Annotated in this window: 19 protein-coding genes and 1 pseudogene; 7 read left to right on the top strand and 13 right to left on the bottom strand. The window is 64.9% G+C overall.

All coding sequences use genetic code 11. The annotated features are described in order from the left end of the window. The first annotated feature begins 90 nt into the window (after nt 1–90). Genes CR917_RS19170 through CR917_RS19155 form a run of 4 tightly spaced genes read left to right on the top strand, consistent with a single transcriptional unit; the run spans nt 91 to nt 3,232 of the window. Entirely contained in the window at nt 91–1,482 is a 1,392-nt protein-coding gene (locus CR917_RS19170; RefSeq protein WP_054915494.1) for a COG3014 family protein, read from the top strand. Between the two features lie 14 nt (nt 1,483–1,496). After that, entirely contained in the window at nt 1,497–1,871 is a 375-nt protein-coding gene (locus tag CR917_RS19165; RefSeq protein WP_043863382.1) for a YcfL family protein, read from the top strand. A gap of 29 nt (nt 1,872–1,900) precedes the next feature. Next, entirely contained in the window at nt 1,901–2,488 is a 588-nt protein-coding gene (lpoB, locus tag CR917_RS19160) for a penicillin-binding protein activator LpoB (RefSeq protein WP_043863467.1), read from the top strand. Nucleotides 2,489–2,491: 3 nt separating this feature from the next. Further along, nucleotides 2,492–3,232, top strand: a complete 741-nt coding sequence (locus tag CR917_RS19155) for a hypothetical protein (RefSeq protein ID WP_043863381.1) — start codon at nt 2,492–2,494, stop codon at nt 3,230–3,232. A 123-nt stretch (nt 3,233–3,355) separates the two neighbouring features. Here CR917_RS19155 and CR917_RS19150 read toward each other — a convergent pair whose 3' ends face one another. From CR917_RS19150 to CR917_RS19140, 3 genes are all read right to left on the bottom strand, one after another. Further along, the gene (locus tag CR917_RS19150; RefSeq protein ID WP_043863380.1) at nt 3,356–3,988 is read right to left on the bottom strand and encodes a LysE family transporter; all 633 of its coding nucleotides are present in this window, start codon (nt 3,986–3,988) and stop codon (nt 3,356–3,358) included. Between the two features lie 85 nt (nt 3,989–4,073). Beyond that, nucleotides 4,074–4,661 carry a mechanosensitive ion channel family protein gene (locus CR917_RS19145; RefSeq protein WP_043863379.1) on the bottom strand — a complete coding sequence of 196 codons (588 nt, stop codon included), beginning with the start codon at nt 4,659–4,661 and terminating at the stop codon, nt 4,074–4,076. Continuing rightward, nucleotides 4,661–6,571, bottom strand: a complete 1,911-nt coding sequence (locus tag CR917_RS19140; protein ID WP_058541744.1) for an ATP-binding cassette domain-containing protein — start codon at nt 6,569–6,571, stop codon at nt 4,661–4,663. Before CR917_RS19140 ends, CR917_RS19145 begins: the two co-directional genes overlap by 1 nt. Before the next feature lie 50 nt (nt 6,572–6,621). On the opposite strand from CR917_RS19140, the gene CR917_RS19135 reads away from it, so the two are divergent. Further along, complete coding sequence (locus CR917_RS19135) at nt 6,622–7,098, top strand: TIGR02444 family protein (RefSeq protein ID WP_058541743.1); 477 nt, start codon at nt 6,622–6,624, stop codon at nt 7,096–7,098. Here the strand turns inward: CR917_RS19135 and CR917_RS19130 are convergent. Beyond that, nucleotides 7,074–8,033 carry an AlgP family protein gene (locus CR917_RS19130; RefSeq protein ID WP_054915491.1) on the bottom strand — a complete coding sequence of 320 codons (960 nt, stop codon included), beginning with the start codon at nt 8,031–8,033 and terminating at the stop codon, nt 7,074–7,076. The two genes, CR917_RS19135 and CR917_RS19130, sit on opposite strands and share 25 nt — an antisense overlap. Nucleotides 8,034–8,260: 227 nt before the next feature. Here CR917_RS19130 and CR917_RS19125 point away from each other — a divergent pair, with 227 nt between their 5' ends. Next, on the top strand, nt 8,261–8,926 hold the full coding sequence (locus tag CR917_RS19125; protein WP_256589721.1) for an FKBP-type peptidyl-prolyl cis-trans isomerase: 666 nt from the start codon (nt 8,261–8,263) through the stop codon (nt 8,924–8,926). A 25-nt stretch (nt 8,927–8,951) separates the two neighbouring features. Here the strand turns inward: CR917_RS19125 and CR917_RS19120 are convergent, their stop codons facing one another. The 8 genes and pseudogenes from CR917_RS19120 to CR917_RS19085 all read right to left on the bottom strand — a co-directional run. Continuing rightward, the gene (locus CR917_RS19120; protein ID WP_043863375.1) at nt 8,952–9,422 is read right to left on the bottom strand and encodes an Rsd/AlgQ family anti-sigma factor; all 471 of its coding nucleotides are present in this window, start codon (nt 9,420–9,422) and stop codon (nt 8,952–8,954) included. 232 nt (nt 9,423–9,654) lie between these two features. Then, on the bottom strand, nt 9,655–10,176 hold the full coding sequence (locus tag CR917_RS19115; RefSeq protein ID WP_043863374.1) for a disulfide bond formation protein B: 522 nt from the start codon (nt 10,174–10,176) through the stop codon (nt 9,655–9,657). Nucleotides 10,177–10,386: 210 nt separating this feature from the next. Further along, a complete protein-coding gene (locus CR917_RS19110) occupies nt 10,387–11,625 on the bottom strand; it encodes a heme biosynthesis HemY N-terminal domain-containing protein (protein ID WP_058541740.1) in 1,239 nt (412 codons plus the stop codon). Further along, nucleotides 11,622–12,755, bottom strand: coding sequence for a uroporphyrinogen-III C-methyltransferase (locus tag CR917_RS19105; protein WP_043863372.1), 1,134 nt, complete (start codon nt 12,753–12,755; stop codon nt 11,622–11,624). Before CR917_RS19105 ends, CR917_RS19110 begins: the two co-directional genes overlap by 4 nt. A gap of 46 nt (nt 12,756–12,801) precedes the next feature. Then, nucleotides 12,802–13,569, bottom strand: coding sequence for a uroporphyrinogen-III synthase (locus CR917_RS19100; protein ID WP_058541739.1), 768 nt, complete (start codon nt 13,567–13,569; stop codon nt 12,802–12,804). After that, on the bottom strand, nt 13,566–14,507 hold the full coding sequence (gene hemC, locus CR917_RS19095; protein ID WP_043863370.1) for a hydroxymethylbilane synthase: 942 nt from the start codon (nt 14,505–14,507) through the stop codon (nt 13,566–13,568). The genes CR917_RS19100 and hemC overlap by 4 nt, the downstream gene beginning before the upstream one ends. A gap of 117 nt (nt 14,508–14,624) precedes the next feature. After that, nucleotides 14,625–15,371: a LytTR family DNA-binding domain-containing protein gene (locus CR917_RS19090; RefSeq protein WP_043863369.1), complete on the bottom strand. Its 747-nt coding sequence runs from the start codon at nt 15,369–15,371 to the stop codon at nt 14,625–14,627. Then, a pseudogene (locus CR917_RS19085) lies at nt 15,368–15,475 on the bottom strand (sensor histidine kinase); the annotation flags it as partial. The gene CR917_RS19090 and the pseudogene CR917_RS19085, both read right to left, overlap by 4 nt. Nucleotides 15,476–15,693: 218 nt before the next feature. On the opposite strand from CR917_RS19085, the gene argH reads away from it, so the two are divergent. After that, nucleotides 15,694–17,088: an argininosuccinate lyase gene (argH, locus tag CR917_RS19080; RefSeq protein WP_043863368.1), complete on the top strand. Its 1,395-nt coding sequence runs from the start codon at nt 15,694–15,696 to the stop codon at nt 17,086–17,088. A gap of 42 nt (nt 17,089–17,130) precedes the next feature. On the opposite strand, the gene CR917_RS19075 is transcribed toward argH, so the two are convergent. Beyond that, complete coding sequence (locus CR917_RS19075; RefSeq protein WP_043863367.1) at nt 17,131–17,793, bottom strand: glutathione S-transferase; 663 nt, start codon at nt 17,791–17,793, stop codon at nt 17,131–17,133. Nucleotides 17,794–17,916 lie beyond the last annotated feature (123 nt).

Raw genomic sequence — 17,916 nt, 5'->3', positions numbered from 1 at the left:
CCTCTGCTAAGAGGATTTGGAACTAGCGTCCAAAGGGATCACCGCCACTCGCCGGCGCCTAACGTCACTTTTTCAGGGAAGAGATTCAAGATGGCCTCCCGTGTCCTCACCGTCGCCACGCTGTGCGCGATCGTCCAACTGACGGGCTGCGCAGCGTTTCGCAGCTACGACAGCGAACTCCAGGAAACCAACCAGCAGCTGGCCAGCGGCAACGTCGACGCGGCCCTGGCCCTGCTGGAAAAGAACAACAAGGGTGAGGACAAGGACCTTCTCTACTACTTCGAGAAAGGCGAACTGCTGCGCTCCAAGGGCGATCTGAGCGGTAGCCAGGATGCCTGGCGCGAAGCCGATAGCGTGGTGTTCAAGTGGGAAGAGTCGGTGAAGCTGGACACCGCCAAGTACCTGAGCCAGTTCGGCAGCTACCTGGTCAACGACAAGGTGCGCCGCTACGAAGGCTACGACTACGAAAAAGTCATGCTGACCACCCAGATGGCCCTGAACCTGCTGGCGCAGAATGATTTCGACGGTGCCCGCACCGAAATCAAGAAAACCCACGAACGTGAGGCCGTGATCGCCGAGCTGCGTGACAAGGAATACCTCAAGCGCGAAGAAGAGGCCGAGAAGGAAGGCGTCAAGACCGAGTACAAGGACCTGCAGGGCTACCCGGTGGCCGCCCTGGACGCGCCTGAAGTGGTCGGTCTGAAGAACAGCTACCAGAGTGCGTTCAGCCACTACCTGTCCGGCTACGTATACGAAGCACTGGGCGAAAAAGGCCTGGCTGCACCGGGCTACCGCAAGGCGGCCGAACTGCGCCCGAACACCGCGCTGCTCGAGCGTGCGCTGCTCGACCTCGACAAGCCTGCCGCCAAGGGCGCCGACAGCGACGTGCTGATCGTGGTGCAGAGCGGCCTGGCGCCGGCCCGCGACTCGGTGCGCATCCCCCTGCCACTGCCAATCAGCGGCAATCTGGTGATCACCCCGCTGTCGTTCCCGATCATCAAGGAAGACACCTCCACCGCGCACTTCAGCGAGATCTACCTGAACGACAAGACGCTCTCGCTGACCGCGCTCAACAGCACCACCGCCATGTCGCGCCGCGCGCTGCGTGACGACATGCCAGGTATCATCCTGCGCACCAGCGTGCGCGCCATCACCCGTGGCGTGGCGCAAAAGCAGCTCAACGACGTCAACCCGCTGGCTGGTCTGGCCGTGGGCATCGCCTCGGCCGTCACCGAAGGCGCCGACACCCGTACCTGGCGCACCCTGCCGGACGACACCCTGGTTGCCCGCGTGCGCCTGGCCCAAGGCGAGCACCAGCTGAGCCTGCCGTCGAACCTGGGCGGCAGCAAGATCGCCGTGAAGATCGATCGCCCCTATCAGGTCGTGGCCCTGCGCGTCGTGGGCAACCGCGTCTACGCCGGTGGCCCGGCCCTGCAAGTCACCCAGCCTGCGCCGGCCGCCGCCGTCGCCAGCCTCAAGTAAGCCAAGGAATCGCCATGCGCCTCAAGCTTCTCGCCGCGCTCGCCACCGCCACCCTGCTGGCCGGCTGCGCCACCCCACCACCGCCCGCACCGGGCAGCGCCGCCAGCAAGGTGGTCGTGATGGGCAAACTGAGCAACATCGATATCGGCCCGATGCGGGTTGCCCGCGAAAACGGCTTCATGACCGTCAAGGTCTCGCTGACCAACACCAGCCGCAGCAACAAGACGATGTTCTATCGCTTTGCCTGGCTGGGCAACGACGGCTTCCCGGTCGCCAGCGAAGAAAGCTGGAAGACCCTGAGCCTGTACGGCTCGCAGTCCACCGTACTGCCAGCGATTGCCCCGGTCCCCCAGGCCACTGACTTCCGCATTGAAGTCCAGGCCCAGTAATTTTCAATTTTCAGGAGATGCTCAACATGATGTTCGCTCGTTTTTCCCTGCTGGCCGTAGTGGTCGCGCTGGCCAGCGGCTGCGCCAACAACTCCCCTGTACTGGGCGGCAAGAACATTGGCTACGGCGACAGCAAGGCCGTTGAACTGGTCACCAACGAGTTCGGTTCCACCGACCTGCAGATGATCGCCGAAAGCATGACCCGCTCGCTGGCCCAGTCCGGCATCCTGCAGGGCCGTCCGGTGGTTCAGGTCTACGACGTGAAGAACAAGACCAGCGAGTACATCGATACCCGCGAGATCACCACCTCGATCAAGACCCAGCTGATGAAGACCGGCACCGCCCGCTTCGCCAGCGACAACAACCAGATGCAGAGCCAGGTCGACCAGCTCAAGCTGCAGAACCAGAGCGGCCTGTACAAGAAGAACACCGTTGCCAAGACCGGCAACATGATCGCTGCCAAATACCGCCTGGAAGGGTCGATCAGCTCGATCGTCAAGCGCAGCAGCGACTACAAGGACGTGTTCTACAAGTTCAGCCTGCAGCTGATCGACGTGGAAAGCGGCCTGGCCGAGTGGATGGACGAAAAAGAAATCCGCAAGACCACGGAGCGCTAAGCAATGCGTGCATGGATGGGCATCATCGGCCTGGCTTGCGCGTTCGGCGTGCAAGCGGCCCCCAAGGTAGCGGTCACCGACCTGGCTTATCAGGAGCGCGTGGAGCAGTACATCCACATGGTCTCGGCGAGCAGCAACTCGAATGCGAGCATGTACCACGCCAACGCGTCGTCCAGCTACAGCGAGTTCGAAAGCAGCCAGAGCTACATCGAGCAGACCGAGCTGCGCAAGTTCAGCGGTGACATCAAGGGCGAGATCCTCAAGTCCGGCATGTTCCAGCTGGTGCAGGGCACGCCATACACAGCCAAGGCCAAGCAGGACGTGTATGACGTGATCGCGCGGATCAAGGCGGGCAACTACAAGGGCGCCGACTACGTACTGTTCGGCACCCTGTCGGATATCGACTTCCAGCGCGATATCACCTCGATCGACAACACCAACAGCTACTCGGCGATCCTGGGCCTGACCCTGGTGGCCGATTTCAGCCTGATCAACACCCGTACCTACGAGATCACCTCTGCGTTCACCGCCATGGGTGAAGGCCAGGACACCAAGCTGGTGAACAGCCAGGACGTGCGGGTCAGCCTGAACCGTCCGCGGGTGGTGCGTGAAGTGTCCAAGGAACTGGGCATGGATGTGGCCAGGCAGCTCAAGGAGCAGCTGGTGGGTGTAATGCCGGATCAGGAACGTGCGCCGATGCGCAACAACCTGCCGCCGGATGAGCCGGCGCAGATCTTGCGCTGAGCATGCAAAAGGCGACCTTCGGGTCGCCTTTTTTATTGGGTGTCTGTGCTGGCCTCTTCGCCGGCAACGCCGGCTCCCACAAGAACAGTGGTGACCCGCGATGGAAGGCGCAGCCTTCCGGTCTTAGACCGGCGCCCGGCGAATGGTCGCCAGCAATGTCGCCGCACCCAGGAACAACCCGGCAAACGTGCGGTTCATGCGCCGCTGCTGCCGGGGTGTGCGCAACAGGCGCAGCACCCGCGCCGCCAACCCGGTATAACCCGCCATCACCAGCAGGTCCACCGCCACCATGGTGCCGGCGATCGTCAGGTACTGCGGCAGCAGCTCGGCATGCGGATTGATGAACTGCGGCAGCACCGCAAGCATGAAGATCAGCGCCTTGGGGTTGCTGACGTTGACCAGAAAACCACGGAACACCAGGCTCAGCGGCTTGCCGATGGGGCGTACCGTCGAGTCGTCGGCCAGGTCTGCCGGCAGCGCTCGCCACTGTTTCACGGCCAGGTAGATCAGGTAGGCAACGCCAAACCATTTGATGACCTGGAACGCGGTAGCCGAGGCAGCGAGTACCGCGCCCACGCCGGCGGCAATGATCGCGATCTGCATCACCAGCCCCAACTGCAGGCCCAGCGCGTTCCAGTAGCCGCGCCAGAAGCCGTACTGCAGACCGCAGGACATGGACGCAATGGCCCCCGCCCCCGGCGAAAGACTGATTACCCAACAGGCAGCAAAAAAAGCCAACCACGTTTCCAGCGACATCACACACCTCGGCCCGGACCCTTGTTCAAGGGTTCCACGCTAATGCGCCGCTGAAAAAATCACCACATTTTTTTGCAGCCGGTGTTCAGGCCCCGGGTTTCGGGCTTTCGCTTACCACGGCCAGGCCGTCCGAACCGCGCCAGCGGCGCACGCTCTTCTGGAAGAACTGGCTGTTGGGCACCTGCACCAGTGCGCCGCCCGCCTCGGGCAGTTCGACCAGGGTGGTGAACAGCAGGTTGATCGCGGTCACGCGGCCCTTGACCCCCGGCTTGTCGAGGGTCTCGACCAACTCGACCACGTCGCCGATGCGAAACGGCCCCACGGTGAAGATCAGCACCGCGCAGAGCAGGTTGGACAGTACGCTCCACATCGCGAAGAAGGCCACCGCCGCCACCGCGACAAAGCCCGACAGGGCCGTCCACAGCACCGTGGCCGAAACACCCAGGCGCTCCAGCACGAAGATCAGCGCGCTGCCCATGATCAGCCAGCGCAAGCCGCCGCGCAGCGGCACCATCAGCTCCGGCGGCAACGGGTAACGCTCGCTCAGGCGAGTCAGGCAGCGCGCCACCAGGCGTTGCAGCAGGTACGCCGCGACCAGGATCAGCAGTATCTGCAGGCCCATCCAGAAGGGGCCGATCCACTCAACCGGCAGCAATCCCTGCATCGACTCCATCAGGACAACGCCTCCAGCTCGGCCTGCATGCTTTCAAGCACTTCGAGCGCTTGCATCCAGGCTTCTTCCAGCTCGCCTTCGCGCACCTTCAGCTTGGCCTGGCGGGCCAGCAGCTCGCGCAGCTCGTCCTTGCGCGCCGCTTCATACAGCGCGCTGTCGCTCAGGCTGGCATCGACCCCGGCCAGCTCTTCATGCAACTTGGCCAGCTCGGCTTCGAGCTTGTCGGCCTGGCGCTTGTGCGGGGCCAGTTGCTGGCGCAACGCCGCCGCAGCCTGGCGCTGGGCCTTCTTGTCGGTCTTGTCGGGGTTGACCGGTGTGGTGCTGACCGGGGCATTGCGCTGACGATACTCGACCAGCCAGCGGGTGTAGTCGTCGAGGTCGCCATCGAAGGTCTCGACCTTGCCGTCTGCCACCAGCAGGAAGTCGTCGGTGGTGCTCTTGAGCAGGTGACGGTCGTGGGACACCACCAGTACCGCGCCACTGAACTCCTGCAGGGCCATGGTCAGTGCCAGGCGCATCTCCAGGTCCAGGTGGTTGGTCGGTTCGTCGAGCAGCAGCAGGTTGGGCCGCTCCCAGGCAATCAGCGCCAGGGCCAGGCGGGCCTTTTCGCCGCCGGAGAAGTTCAGCACCGGCTCGTCGATGCGCGCACCGCGAAAATCGAAACCGCCGAGGAAGTCGCGCAGGGTCTGCTCGCGCTCGGTGGGGGCCAGGCGCTGCAGGTGCAGCAGGGGGCTGGCCTTGCTGTCCAGCGAATCGAGCTGGTGCTGGGCAAAGTAGCCCACCACCAGGTTCTCGCCGCGCACCAGGCGTCCGGCCAGCGGCTCCAGCTCGCCGGCCAGGTTCTTGATCAGGGTCGACTTGCCGGCGCCGTTGGGGCCCAGCAGGCCGATGCGCGCACCCGGGGTGAGCTGCAGCTTGACCTTCTCCAGCACGGTCTTGTCGCCATAGCCCAGGCGGGCTTCGGCAAGGTCGAGCAGCGGGCTGGAGATTTTCTCGGACTCGCGGAAGGTGAAGTCGAACGGCGAGTCGACATGCGCCGCCGAAAGCTCCTCCATGCGCTCCAGTGCCTTGATGCGGCTTTGTGCCTGGCGCGCCTTGGTGGCCTGGGCCTTGAACCGGGCGATGTACTTTTCCATATGGGCGCGTTGCGCCTGCTGCTTCTCGTACGCCTGCTGCTGTTGCGCCAGGCGTTCGGCACGGGCGCGCTCGAAGGCGCTGTAGCCGCCGCGGTAGAGGGTCAGCTTGCACTGTTCCACGTGTGCCACGTGGTCGACCACGGCATCCAGGAAATCGCGGTCGTGGGAAATCAGCAGCAGCGTGCCGGGGTAGCTCTTGAGCCAGTCTTCAAGCCACAGGATCGCATCCAGGTCCAGGTGGTTGGTGGGCTCGTCGAGCAGCAGCAGGTCGCTGGGGCACATCAGTGCCTGGGCCAGGTTCAGACGCATGCGCCAGCCGCCGGAGAAGTCGCCGACGCGCCGGTCCATCTGTTCGTTGCTGAAGCCCAGGCCGGCCAGCAGCTTGCGGGCGCGGGCATCGGCGGTATAACCGTCGGCGCTGTCGAGTTCCACATGCAGGCGGGCCAGGGCATTGTTGTCGTGCGCGGCCTCGGCGGCTGCGAGCGCAGCCTGCACCTCGCGCAGGCGCACGTCGCCATCGAGCACGTAGTCCACCGCCAGGCGATCAAGGGTATCGACCTCCTGGCGCATGTGCGCGATGCGCCAGTCGCCCGGCAGCTGGCATTCGCCCGAATCGGGCGTGAGCTCACCGCGCAGCAAGGCGAACAGGCTGGATTTGCCGGCGCCGTTGGCACCGATCAGGCCGGCTTTCTGGCCGGCGTGCAGGGTCAACTCGGCGCCTTCTAGCAGGCGCTGGGGACCACGCTGTAAAGTGAGGTTCGAAAGTCTGATCATAATGGCCGCGGAGTCTACCAGCTTCGATGGCAACTGGCGCGAGTAGGACCATGCACACCGACCTGTGGAATTTCGCTCTGCACCTCTACGCCCGGCCGGGCGTGGAGGCTGCCTGCCTGGCCTTGCAGGACGAAGGGGCCGATGTGTGCCTTCTGCTGTGCGGGGCGTGGCTTGAAGCCGGCAGGGCCGGGGTGACCCCCGAGCGCGTACAACACCTGCAACAGCTGGCCGCTGCCTGGCAGCAGCATGTGGTGACACCGCTGCGTCAACTGCGCCGGCAATGGCGTGCAGACGCGCAGCACGACCCGCAGCTGACGCACTTGCGCGAGCAGGTCAAGGCACTGGAACTGGAGGCGGAGCGAACATTGCTGGCGCGCCTGCAACAGGCTAGCGAAGGCTGGATGAATCAGGGTGTGGCAGGTGACTGGCTGGCCGTGCTGGCCCCCCAGGGCACCCGGCACCACGACGCGCTGCAGGTGCTGCGCGTCGTGGCGGTGGCGGATCAGGAAGCAGTCGAGGGCGACTGAGTCACTGGGGTCGTCACGGGTGCAGCGGCAGGCGAAGCAGCCGGTGCGGCTGTGGTGGCCGCAGCAGGTGCCGAAGTCGCCGGTTTGGCAGCAGCGGGTTTGGCGGCCGGCTTGGCGGGTGCGCGGGTGGCGGCGGGCTTGGCGGGGGCCTTGGCAGCAGCAGGCTTGGCAGCTGGCTTGGCCGGAGCCTTGGCAGCGGCGGGTTTGGCAGCTGGCTTGGCGGCTGCAGGTTTGGCAGGCGCCTTGGCCGCAGCAGGTTTGGCAGCTGGCTTGGCGGGCGCCTTGGCAGCGGCAGGTTTGGCAGCTGGCTTGGCGGGGGCCTTGGCGGCTGCGGGTTTGGCAGCAGACCTTGCCGGAGCCTTGGCGGCTGCAGGTTTGGCAGCTGGCTTGGCCGGAGCCTTGGCAGCGGCTGGCTTGGCCGCGGCAGTTTTGGCCGCTGGCTTGGCGGCGGCTTTGGTAGCGGCTGGCTTGGCTGCAGCCTTGCGGGCCGGGGCCTTGGCGGCCGACTTGGCCGCTACCGGAGCAGCCTTGGCCGAACGCGAGGTCAGGGCCTTGGACGCTGCTTCCTGCACCTTGCCGACGCCTTGGGCGAGCTTCAGGCTTTCCTGCGCATCACGCTTGAGCTGCACGATGTACAGGCGGGTTTGCGACTGGCGATCCTTGAGCGAATCGAGCAGGGTTTCCAGTTCGCCTACGGCGCCCTTGGCCTTGTTCTGCGCCTTGTTCTTGCCGGCGACCGCAGCGTCCTGAAGTTTGAGACGCGACTTGTGAAGTTTTTCCTGCGCCTTGCCCCGTTGTTTTTCCAACTTGGCCAACAGTTTTTCAGCATCAGCCAGTGCTTGCGAGCAGGCACTTTCCAGATGCTCGAGCAAACTGCCCGAGAGTTGATGTAGCAGGTGTAATGGCGTACTGACTGGCTTCTTACTGGCCGACATGGCTTACCTCCTGGCTGACGAGAATGCGGCTCATACTAGACCTTCTGCTGCTACCGCCGCTAGGGCATGTTGACAGTAAGTAGGACGCCGCGTTGCATGCCTGGGCAAAGTTGTTATGGCTGCAGCTGCGCACAAGTGTAGATGCTGTTAAAAAGGCTGTCGGAATTTGCTCTATGCAAAGATTCATCCGGCCCTCACCATGCACTCAAACCACCTGGAGTGAGCCTGTGCCACGCTACCTGTTACTGCCCTTGCTGCTCGCCCTGCCCTGCGTATTCGCAGACACCACCGAGCCACCGGCAAGTGCTCACGACCTGTCCTATAGCGTCGGCGCCAGCCTGGGTGAACGGTTGCGCAACGAGATGCCCGAGCTGGAGCTCGATGCCTTGATCCAGGGGTTGCAACAGGCCTACGCGAACAAGCCCCTGGCAATCAGCCAGGCACGGCGCGAAGCGATTCTCAGCCAGCACGAGGCCCAGGCCAGCGAGGCCGCCGAGCAGTCGCAGGTGGAAATGCTGATGGCGGTGGAAACCCGTTACATGGCCACCGAACGCGCCCGTGCCGGAGTACGAGAACTACCCGAAGGCGTACTGGTGACCGAACTGGTCAAGGGCAATGGTGCCTCACCCAGGGCCGATGGCCGGGTGCAGGTACGCTACGTCGGCAAGCTCCCCGATGGCAGCGTGTTCGACCAGAGCGAACAACCGCAGTGGTTCAGCCTCAAGAGTGTGATCGAGGGCTGGCAGGTGGCGTTGCCACAGATGGCTGTCGGGGCGAAATGGCGTGTGGTGATTCCGTCGGCCAAGTCCTACGGAGCCGATGGCGCAGGCGATCTGATTCCGCCGTTCACGCCACTGATCTTCGAGATCGAACTACTGGGGGTTGCCGACTGAATGTCGGCAACGGAGGAGACAGGGATCAGGCCTGGACGGCCTCTTCTTCCTTGTGCGCGTTGTGCAGCACTTCGATCAGGCAATCCTCAAGCTCGAAGCGCTCGTGGAGCAGGCTGCCCAGCTCGCTGAGCTTCTTGGCGAAGCGCTCCTGGTCGGTACAGTTGCCCTTGTCGCAGTGATCGTTGAAAGCCGACGCGATATCGGTAATGGCACTGATACGAGGGCTGATCTGCTTCGCCAGTTCCAGGCCCTTGTCATCTCCGAACGCCTTGGCTTCAGCCACCAACTGCTCACTGACCTCGAAGTGCCAGGCGGAGACGTAATCGACCAGTATCGCGCAGAAGCCGAGGTTCTTGTCCTTGTCCGCAAAAGCCGGTTTGGCATCGCGCAATGCGCGAAAGGCCGTGACCAGTTCGGCCCGCTCGTCCAGCCAGCGGTCAATCAGCTTGTGAACCCCACCCCAGCGTTCCTGAGCATTCTGACAACTATCTAACATGGCGGTGTCTTCCCTTCTGGGTCATGCCGCTGCGCCCCGTCGTGCGAGGTATGCACAACAAAGGGAGAAAGCAGCAGAACGGCATCGAGCAGCAGTGTTTTGGGTATGCGTGCAAGGGAGATTATTCCCGCGCGCCCTTGCCTTCAAGGTACGCAGGCGACAAGTTTCATACAAGTGTTTAATCGCCGCACCCGCGGCCATCGGTCGATTGCCTGGCCCCCGCCGGCAAGCGTCAGGGTTTCAATGACTTGCCCGTGGCCGCTGGCTGCACGTACAGCAGCCGCGCCAACGCCAGCGCCGCCAGCAGCAGGAAGGCCAGGAGGCTCCACTCCGGCAGGCTCAGGTCCAGAAAGCTCCAGGTGATCGAAGCGCAATCGGCCGAACCGAGCAGCATGGCGTGCAGCACGTCGGCAAGGCTGCCTTGCTCGATGAGCGCACCGAGGGGCATCGAGCAGGCCTCACCCGCCGCCACCCCGCTGCCCTGCAACCAGATCTGGCGCACCGCCAGCAAGCCGCCCCCCAGCGCCAGGCCCAACGCCGCAGCCGCATAGCGACGCGCACCCGGCTGACCCGGTGCATGCAGGCGCGCGGCCAGGCAGACACCGGCAAACACAACCAGCAATACACGCTGGCTCTGGCACAGCGGGCAAGGCACCAGCCCTTTGGTGAATTCGAGGTAAAACGCACCGGCGAGAATCAGTAACGACGCGACGAAAGCCAGGGAGAACAATGAGCGCAAACAGGCCAATGGCATGGCAAGTCCAGGTGCGGGAAAGACATGTAACAACGGTAGAGGAAAATCGAGCCTTGTTTCAAGGCACGACAGGCGCGATAAATCGCTGAAACATAAGGGAAGTGTCGAAGAGTTGAGGTGGATATTTCCTCTGTAACTCAGCGAAAAGTTACCCACCCCCGCAACCAGCCAAACAGTACGGGTTTAACCTGGGGCTAAACCCGTACGACGTCAGGCCCGGACGGCTTCAGGCAGGGGCAAGGCCAGCAGGCGCTCATCCAACAGGCCCAGGCCCTCCTGAAACAGCTGGTTGCTGCGCTCGGTGTCGCCCAGGCCAGCCAGCAGACGGGCCAGCTCGGCGCAGGCCTCAGGGTTGCGCTGCCGGCGCAGGCTGTCTTCGAAGTAGTCGCGCGCCTTGCCCCACAGACGATTCTGCAGGCTCAGACGACCCAGGGTCAGCAACAGGCTGGGATCGTCCGGGTGCTGCTTGAGCCAGCCCTCGGCCGTCTGCAACTGACGCGCCGGATCGCCGCCTCGCACCAGCCCGTACAGCCGGGCCAGGTGGCTTTCGTATTCGCGCTGCAGGGCCGTACGCAGGACCTTCTCGGCGTCGCTTTCGGCGCCCAGCTGGCGCAGTTGCTCGGCATACGCCAGCACCAGTTGCGGCTCCTGGCGTTGTGCCGAGGTCAGTTGCTGCCAGGCACGCTCAAGGGACTGCTGTGCGGTCTGGTCGTCCTGCTCGCGGCGTGCGGCCAGGCTCAGGTTTTCGCCCCAGGCCCGCCGCTCCAGCTCGGCCAGTTCCGCGGCAGACAACACCTTGTCCTTGCGCAGCTCCGGCAGCAGGCGGATCACCGCGCTCCAGTCGCCACGCTGCTGGTACAGACGCTGCAACTGGCGCAGCACCTGCACGTTGTGCGGGTGGCGCTCGTGCATCGCCTGCAGGGTCACCAATGCCGCCTCGGTGTCACCGCGGTCGACCTGCAACTGCGCGTGGGTCAGGGCGATGGCCAGCTCGGCTTGCGGCTGGCGTTCCAGGGCACGTTCCAGCAGGTTGTCGCTGTCCTCGGTGCGCCCCAGTTCGTTGGCAGCGCGGGCCGCCCCGAGGTAATAGAGCAGCGGCTGGCGCTCGGCCTCGGCAGCGCGATGCAGATGGCGCTGGGCACTGGCCCAGCGGCCCTCGGCCAGGTCCAGTTGCCCCTGCTCGATGGCCAGGCGTGTACGCCGGCTGCGGTTGCGCCGCGACCATGGGTTGACCACCCCGCCCGAGGTGAACACCAGGCCCAGCACGAAGCGCACCATCAGCACCACGAGCACCACGGCCAGCAGCAGGGCCAGGGTCGCCCACAGGCTCGACTCGTAGCGGAAGCTGTCGTAGGCGATCAGCACGTATCCGCTATGCCGGGCCACGGCGATACCCAGCAGGGTCGCGGCGACGATCGCCACCACCACCCACAGGTAGGCACGTTTCATGGGGTGCCCTCCTCATGACCTTGTGCCGCCGGCTGGCGCGTGATCGATTCTTCGGCGGGCAGGTGGCGACGCTCGAGGTAGGCCTGGACCGCACCGAGGCTGTCGGCCAGGTCCGGCGTCACTACCGACACCGGCTCGTTCGCCACCGCGTTGAGCTGTTCGAGCATCGACTGGCTCTGCTCGTTGTCGTGGTTGAAGTTGGCCAGCAGCACGCTGCGCGCTTCATCCAGCGCCTGTGCATAGACCTTCGGCTCGCCGTTGAGCGCGGCCCACTGCGCCTGCTCCAGGGTCAGGCTCAGGGCCAGGCGCACCTGGTTCAGGGCCTGGCCGGCCAGCAACGGCTTGACGTTCTTGTCGGCATTGAAATCGATACGGAAGTAGCGCGACAGCTGCGCCCACCACTGTGACCAGCGGCTGGCACCGTCGCCGTCGGCAGCCAGGCCGAACAGCGGTTCGCCGCCTTCTTCGAATTCGGGGGCCATGGCGGTGAGCTGCACTACCTGCTCGCGCAGCGCGGCCAGCTTGAGGAACAGCCCGGTGCGGTCCGGTTGCTTTACGCTGTTCAGGGTGGCCAGGCTGCGTGCCAGCTGTTCGCGGGCAGCGAACGAGGCCGGGTCGCTCTGCTCGCGCAGGATCTGGTCGGCGCCTTCGACCAGCGCTCGAGCGCTGGTGATGTCCTGCAATGCCGACAGGCGCAGGCTGGCCAGGCGCAGCAGGTGCTCGGCCTCGGCCAGGCGCCAGTCCTTGCGGCTGGCACCGAGCACGGTCTCCAGGCGCTGGCTCAGACGTTGCTGGTCGCCCTGCAATTGCGCCACCAGGCGCCGGCGCTCTTCGAGCTCGGCGGCCGGTGGCAGGTCGGCCAGGCGTGACGACAGTCGCTGCTCGCCCTGCTGCAAGGCCTGGGCCTGGGCATTCAAGGCCTGCAATTGTTCGCTCTGGAGCTGGTTGGCGCCCTGCAGGTGGCGCACCTGCCAGACACCCCAGCCACCGATTGCGACACCTGCCGCACCCAGCAGCAGGGCGAACAGTGCCAGACCGGTGCCGGCCCGCTTGGCAGGGGCGGCGGGCGTTTGCGCGGGCGCTTCTGGCGCCGGCTGCAGATCATCGTTGGGCAAGGCAGTTTCGCTCACGTATCCATCCTTTGCATTGGGGCACCTCGCCAGACAGCTTAGCGCCTTAGGAGGCGGGCGCAGGGGTTTCCTGCAACGCCGCCAGCAAAGCCGTGGCACTGGCACCACGGCAATCCACTACATTCTGTGCGCCAGCGGCGCGGGCCTGCTCCGCAACACGCGGGCTCGGCACGAACAGCGGCCACGCGGCCAGTCGCGACCAGTCGCTGCCAGCCAGCTGGCGCAGGTGTTCAAGACCCTGCCCACTGCTGACCACCACGCCGTTCAGGCGTTCCGCATCGATGCGTCGCATCAGCGTGCCGACCGGGTACTCGGGCAGGCAGCGGCGGTACAGGGGCAGATAATCGACACTAGCACCCTGCGCGGTCAATCGCTCGGCCAACAGCTCGCGACCGTCTTCGCCGCGCATGATCAGAAAGCGCGGCTGGGGCTGTGCGAAAACTTCCTGCAGCCGGGTCAGTTGCAGCAGGGCTTCGCTGTCATCCCCCAGTGGCGGGAAGTGCACTTCGCAGCCATGGGCCTGCAGGATCGCGGCGGTAGCCGCCCCCACCGTGAACCACGGCAGGGCCGGCGTGCGGGGCCAGTACTGGTCGAGCAGGGCCAGGCCGAGCCGGGCTGCCGGCTTGCTGACCACGATGACCGCAGCATAGTCGGCCAGGCCGAGCACGGTGCTGCGCTGCGCATCGGTCACCGGCAACGCTTCGATCTCGAGCAGCGGCAGGCTGCTGCCGAACACCCCGGCCTGGGCCAGGGTCGCAGCCAGTGCCGCGCAGTCGTCGGCCGGCCGGGTCAGCAGCAGGCGCCAGCCGTTCACGGGTGGCCGGCCTCGCCATACACCGCCTTGAGAATGTCTTCGGCGCCCTGGTTCAGCAGGTCTTCGGCGACGCGTACACCCAGTGCATCCGCGTCTGCGCGCGGTGCACGTGCCTCGGCGCTGAGCAACAGGCCACCGGCCGGCTCGCCCACCAGGCCGCGCAACCACAGCTGCTCGCCCTCGAGCACGGCGTAACAGGCGATCGGTACCTGGCAGCCGCCGTTGAGGTGCTTGTTCATGGCCCGTTCGGCCACCACGCGGTCAGCCGTATCGGCGTGGTGCAGCGGCGCGAGCAAGGCATGGATTTCGGCGTCGGTGGTGCGGCACTCGATGCCTACCGCGCCCTGGCCACCGGCTGGCAGGCTGTCGTCGACGCTGATGCTGGCGGTGATGCGGTCTTCGAAACCGAGGCGGATCAAACCGGCAGCCGCCAGGATGATCGCGTCGTACTCGCCGGCATCGAGCTTGGCCAGGCGGGTGTTGACGTTGCCGCGCAGGAAGCGGATCTCGAGGTCGGGGCGGCGGGTCAGCAACTGCGCCTGGCGACGCAGGCTGGAGGTGCCGACAATGGCGCCTGCCGGCAGTGCATCGAGGCTGGCATAGGTGTTGGAGACAAAGGCATCGCGCGGGTCTTCGCGCTCGCAGATGCAGAACAGGCCCAGGCCTTCGGGGAAGTCCATCGGCACGTCTTTCATCGAGTGCACGGCGATGTCGGCTTCCTGCTCCAGCAGCGCGGTTTCCAGCTCCTTGACGAACAAGCCCTTGCCGCCGATCTTCGACAGCGGCGAGTCGAGCAGCTTGTCGCCGCGGCTGACCATCGGCACCAGGGTCACCACCAGGCCGGGGTGTGCCTGTTCGAGGCGGGCTTTTACATAGTCGGCCTGCCACAGGGCAAGGGCACTTTTGCGCGTGGCAATGCGGATTTCACGAGTGGACATGGATCGATCCGTACGAGATAGATGCGCGGGATGATAACAGCTCAATCCGGGCTGCTAGCAGATCTATGTCAGTGGAGGGGTCGACCGTCCCTGGTCAAGCAGTGCTCCCGCCCCGCCCTAAAGCTGCTGCATCATCTTGCGTACGCCGGCCACATGGCGGCGGCTGACAATCAGGGCATCGCCATTGAGGCCCTTGAGAAAAAGCTGGAAATGCCCCAGCGGCGTGCGCTGCAGGCGTTCGATACGGTCGCGGGCCACCAGCGCGTTACGGTGGATACGCACGAAGCGCTCGCCGAACTCGTCTTCCAGAGCCTTGAGCGGTTCGTCCAGCAGCACCTCGCCGCCCTCATGACGCAAGGTCACGTACTTGTGATCGGCGATGAAGTAGATCACCTGGTCGATGGGAATCAGCTCGATGCCCTTGCGGGTCCTGGCGCTGATGTGGCTGCGCGGCCCGTTGCCGCTTTCGGCGCCGGGGCGGGTCAGCGCCGCCAGCTGCACGCGGTTCGGGCGCTCGGCCTTGCGCAGCGCGTCGCGCAGGGCATCGGCCTGAACCGGCTTGAGCAGATGGCCCAGGGTGCTGTCCTTGAACGCCTGCACGGTGAATTCGTCATCCCCCGTACAGAACACCACGGCCGGTGGCGCTTCGCGCTCGCACAACCGGGCCGCCACCTGCAGCCCGTCCATGCCGGGCATGCGGATGTCGAGCAGGACCACCTCGGGCTTGAGGCTGTCGATCAATGCCAGGGCCTCTTCGCCATTGGTGGCGCTGGGCTCCAGCACGGTATAGCCCTCCAGCTCGCCGAGCATTCGGCTCAGGCGTTCCCGGGCTTGGGGTTCGTCATCAACGATCAGGACATTCATATAGCGCTGGATTCCTGCGTGAGTCTCGCACAAGGATAGCGTAGACAGGTGAAGTGACGACCGTCACGGCGATCCACGCTCAGACTCGCACGAGGGCTAAAGATTCACTGGGAGGGCGAAACCTGCCAATCCTCTGTCCAACTGTAGACGGTTGCAGGCACGCTGCCGTTCAATCGATAAATATCCTTTTGCATCGCCCCTGTCGTGGCCCCCGGCTGCGACACAAACCCGCAGTTGCGCCGACCGCCGAGCCCCGTGAGCCCCGGCAACCCTGCTATCATCTGCGCCACTTTTTCCGTTCACGCCTTACACGAGTGAATCCATGAGCACCGACAAGACCAACCAGTCCTGGGGCGGCCGTTTCAGCGAGCCGGTCGACGCCTTCGTCGCCCGCTTCACCGCCTCCGTCACCTTCGACCAGCGCCTGTACCGCCACGACATCATGGGTTCGATCGCCCACGCCACCATGCTGGCCAAGGTCGGCGTGCTCACCGATGCCGAGCGCGACAGCATCATCGACGGCCTGACCACCATCCAGGGCGAAATCGAGGCCGGCAACTTCGACTGGCGCATCGACCTCGAAGACGTGCACATGAACATCGAGGCACGCCTGACCGACCGCATCGGCATCACCGGCAAGAAGCTGCACACCGGGCGCAGCCGCAACGACCAGGTGGCCACCGACATCCGCCTGTGGCTGCGCGACGAGATCGACCTGATCCTGGCCGAGATCACCCGCCTGCAAAAAGGCCTGCTGGAGCAGGCCGAGCGCGAAGCCGACACCATCATGCCGGGCTTCACCCACCTGCAGACCGCCCAGCCGGTGACCTTCGGGCATCATCTGCTGGCCTGGTTCGAAATGCTCAGCCGCGACTACGAGCGCCTGGTGGACTGCCGCAAGCGCACCAACCGCATGCCGTTGGGCAGCGCCGCACTGGCCGGTACCACCTACCCGATCGACCGTGAACTGACCTGCTCGCTGCTGGGCTTCGAAGCGGTGGGCGGCAACTCGCTGGACGGCGTGTCCGACCGTGACTTCGCCATCGAATTCTGCGCGGCGGCCAGCATCGCGATGATGCACCTGTCGCGCTTTTCCGAAGAGCTGGTGCTGTGGACCAGCGCGCAGTTCCAGTTCATCGACCTGCCGGACCGCTTCTGCACCGGCAGCTCGATCATGCCGCAGAAAAAGAACCCCGACGTCCCCGAGCTGGTACGCGGCAAGACCGGCCGCGTGTTCGGCGCCCTGACCGGCCTGCTGACCCTGATGAAGGGCCAGCCGCTGGCCTACAACAAGGACAACCAGGAAGACAAGGAACCGCTGTTCGATGCCGCCGATACCCTGCGCGATTCGCTGCGGGCATTTGCCGACATGATCCCGGCGATCAAGCCAAAGCACGCGATCATGCGCGAAGCCGCGCTGCGCGGGTTCTCCACCGCCACCGACCTGGCTGATTACCTGGTACGCCGCGGCCTGCCGTTCCGTGATTGCCACGAGATCGTCGGCCACGCGGTGAAGTACGGCGTGGACACCGGCAAGGACCTGGCCGAGATGAGCCTGGACGAACTGCGCCAGTTCAGCGACCAGATCGAGCAGGACGTGTTTGCCGTGCTGACCCTGGAAGGCTCGGTGAACGCGCGCAACCACATCGGCGGCACCGCACCGGCCCAGGTACGTGCAGCCGTGGCCCGCGGCCAGGCGCTGCTGGCCAGCCGCTGAGGCATTCGCCAGGCCCGTCTGGCGGGCCTGGCTGCGCTGAAGTCAGCGCTTGCCGGTACGCACCATCTCGAGGAAGGCCGGCATCTGGGCTTCCTTGTCTGCGGCGTTTCTCTGCACGTTGGGGTTCTGCTTGAAGTGTTCGAGCAGGGCCTTGGCCTGCGGGAAGTCCGCCAGCACATCCATATCGAACACCTTCTTGCCCACCGCATACGCCAGGTCGACGCTGTAGCAGAACAGGATGTCCGCCAGGGTCATCTGCTCGCCCGCCACATAGGGAGCGAAGGCACCGTTGCGCTTGAGGGCGGCAAGACCCGCCAGCAGCTCGGCCTTGGCCTTTTGCTTGATGGCCGGGTCCACCTGGGCACCGAAGAACGCCTCGGGGTAACAGGCTCGGGCCGGCAGCTCGATGTACAGCTCGATCTCCTTGGCCAGTTCGCGCACCTTGGCCTGGGCGAACACGCCCTCGGGTAGCAGCGCCTTGCCGGGCTGGGTCTGCTCGATATAGTCAAGGATCAGGTTGGTCTCACTGAGAAAGCCGTGCTCGGTCTCCAGCACCGGCACCTTGCCGCAGGGGCTGATCTTCAGTGATGCGGGGCCGGGGCCGCCGAAAAACAGCACCTCTTCGAAGGGCACGCCCTTTTCCAGCAGCGCCAGTTTGACCATGTTGTAGTAGTTGCTGACTGCAAAACCGTGAAGCTTGAGCATGAAACATGCCTCCAGGCCGAAAGGGGTTGGCCTGGCCTTTATAGACGCTACCGCAGGCACTGACCAGCATCATGCAGTTGCTCGATAGCCAGGCATTGGCGTGCACTGCATGGCAAACTGGAT

The organism is Pseudomonas sp. BRM28, from assembly GCF_002939405.1.
Taxonomy (GTDB): Bacteria; Pseudomonadota; Gammaproteobacteria; order Pseudomonadales; family Pseudomonadaceae; genus Aquipseudomonas; species Aquipseudomonas palmensis.
This window is presented reverse-complemented; position numbering and strand designations above follow the sequence as displayed.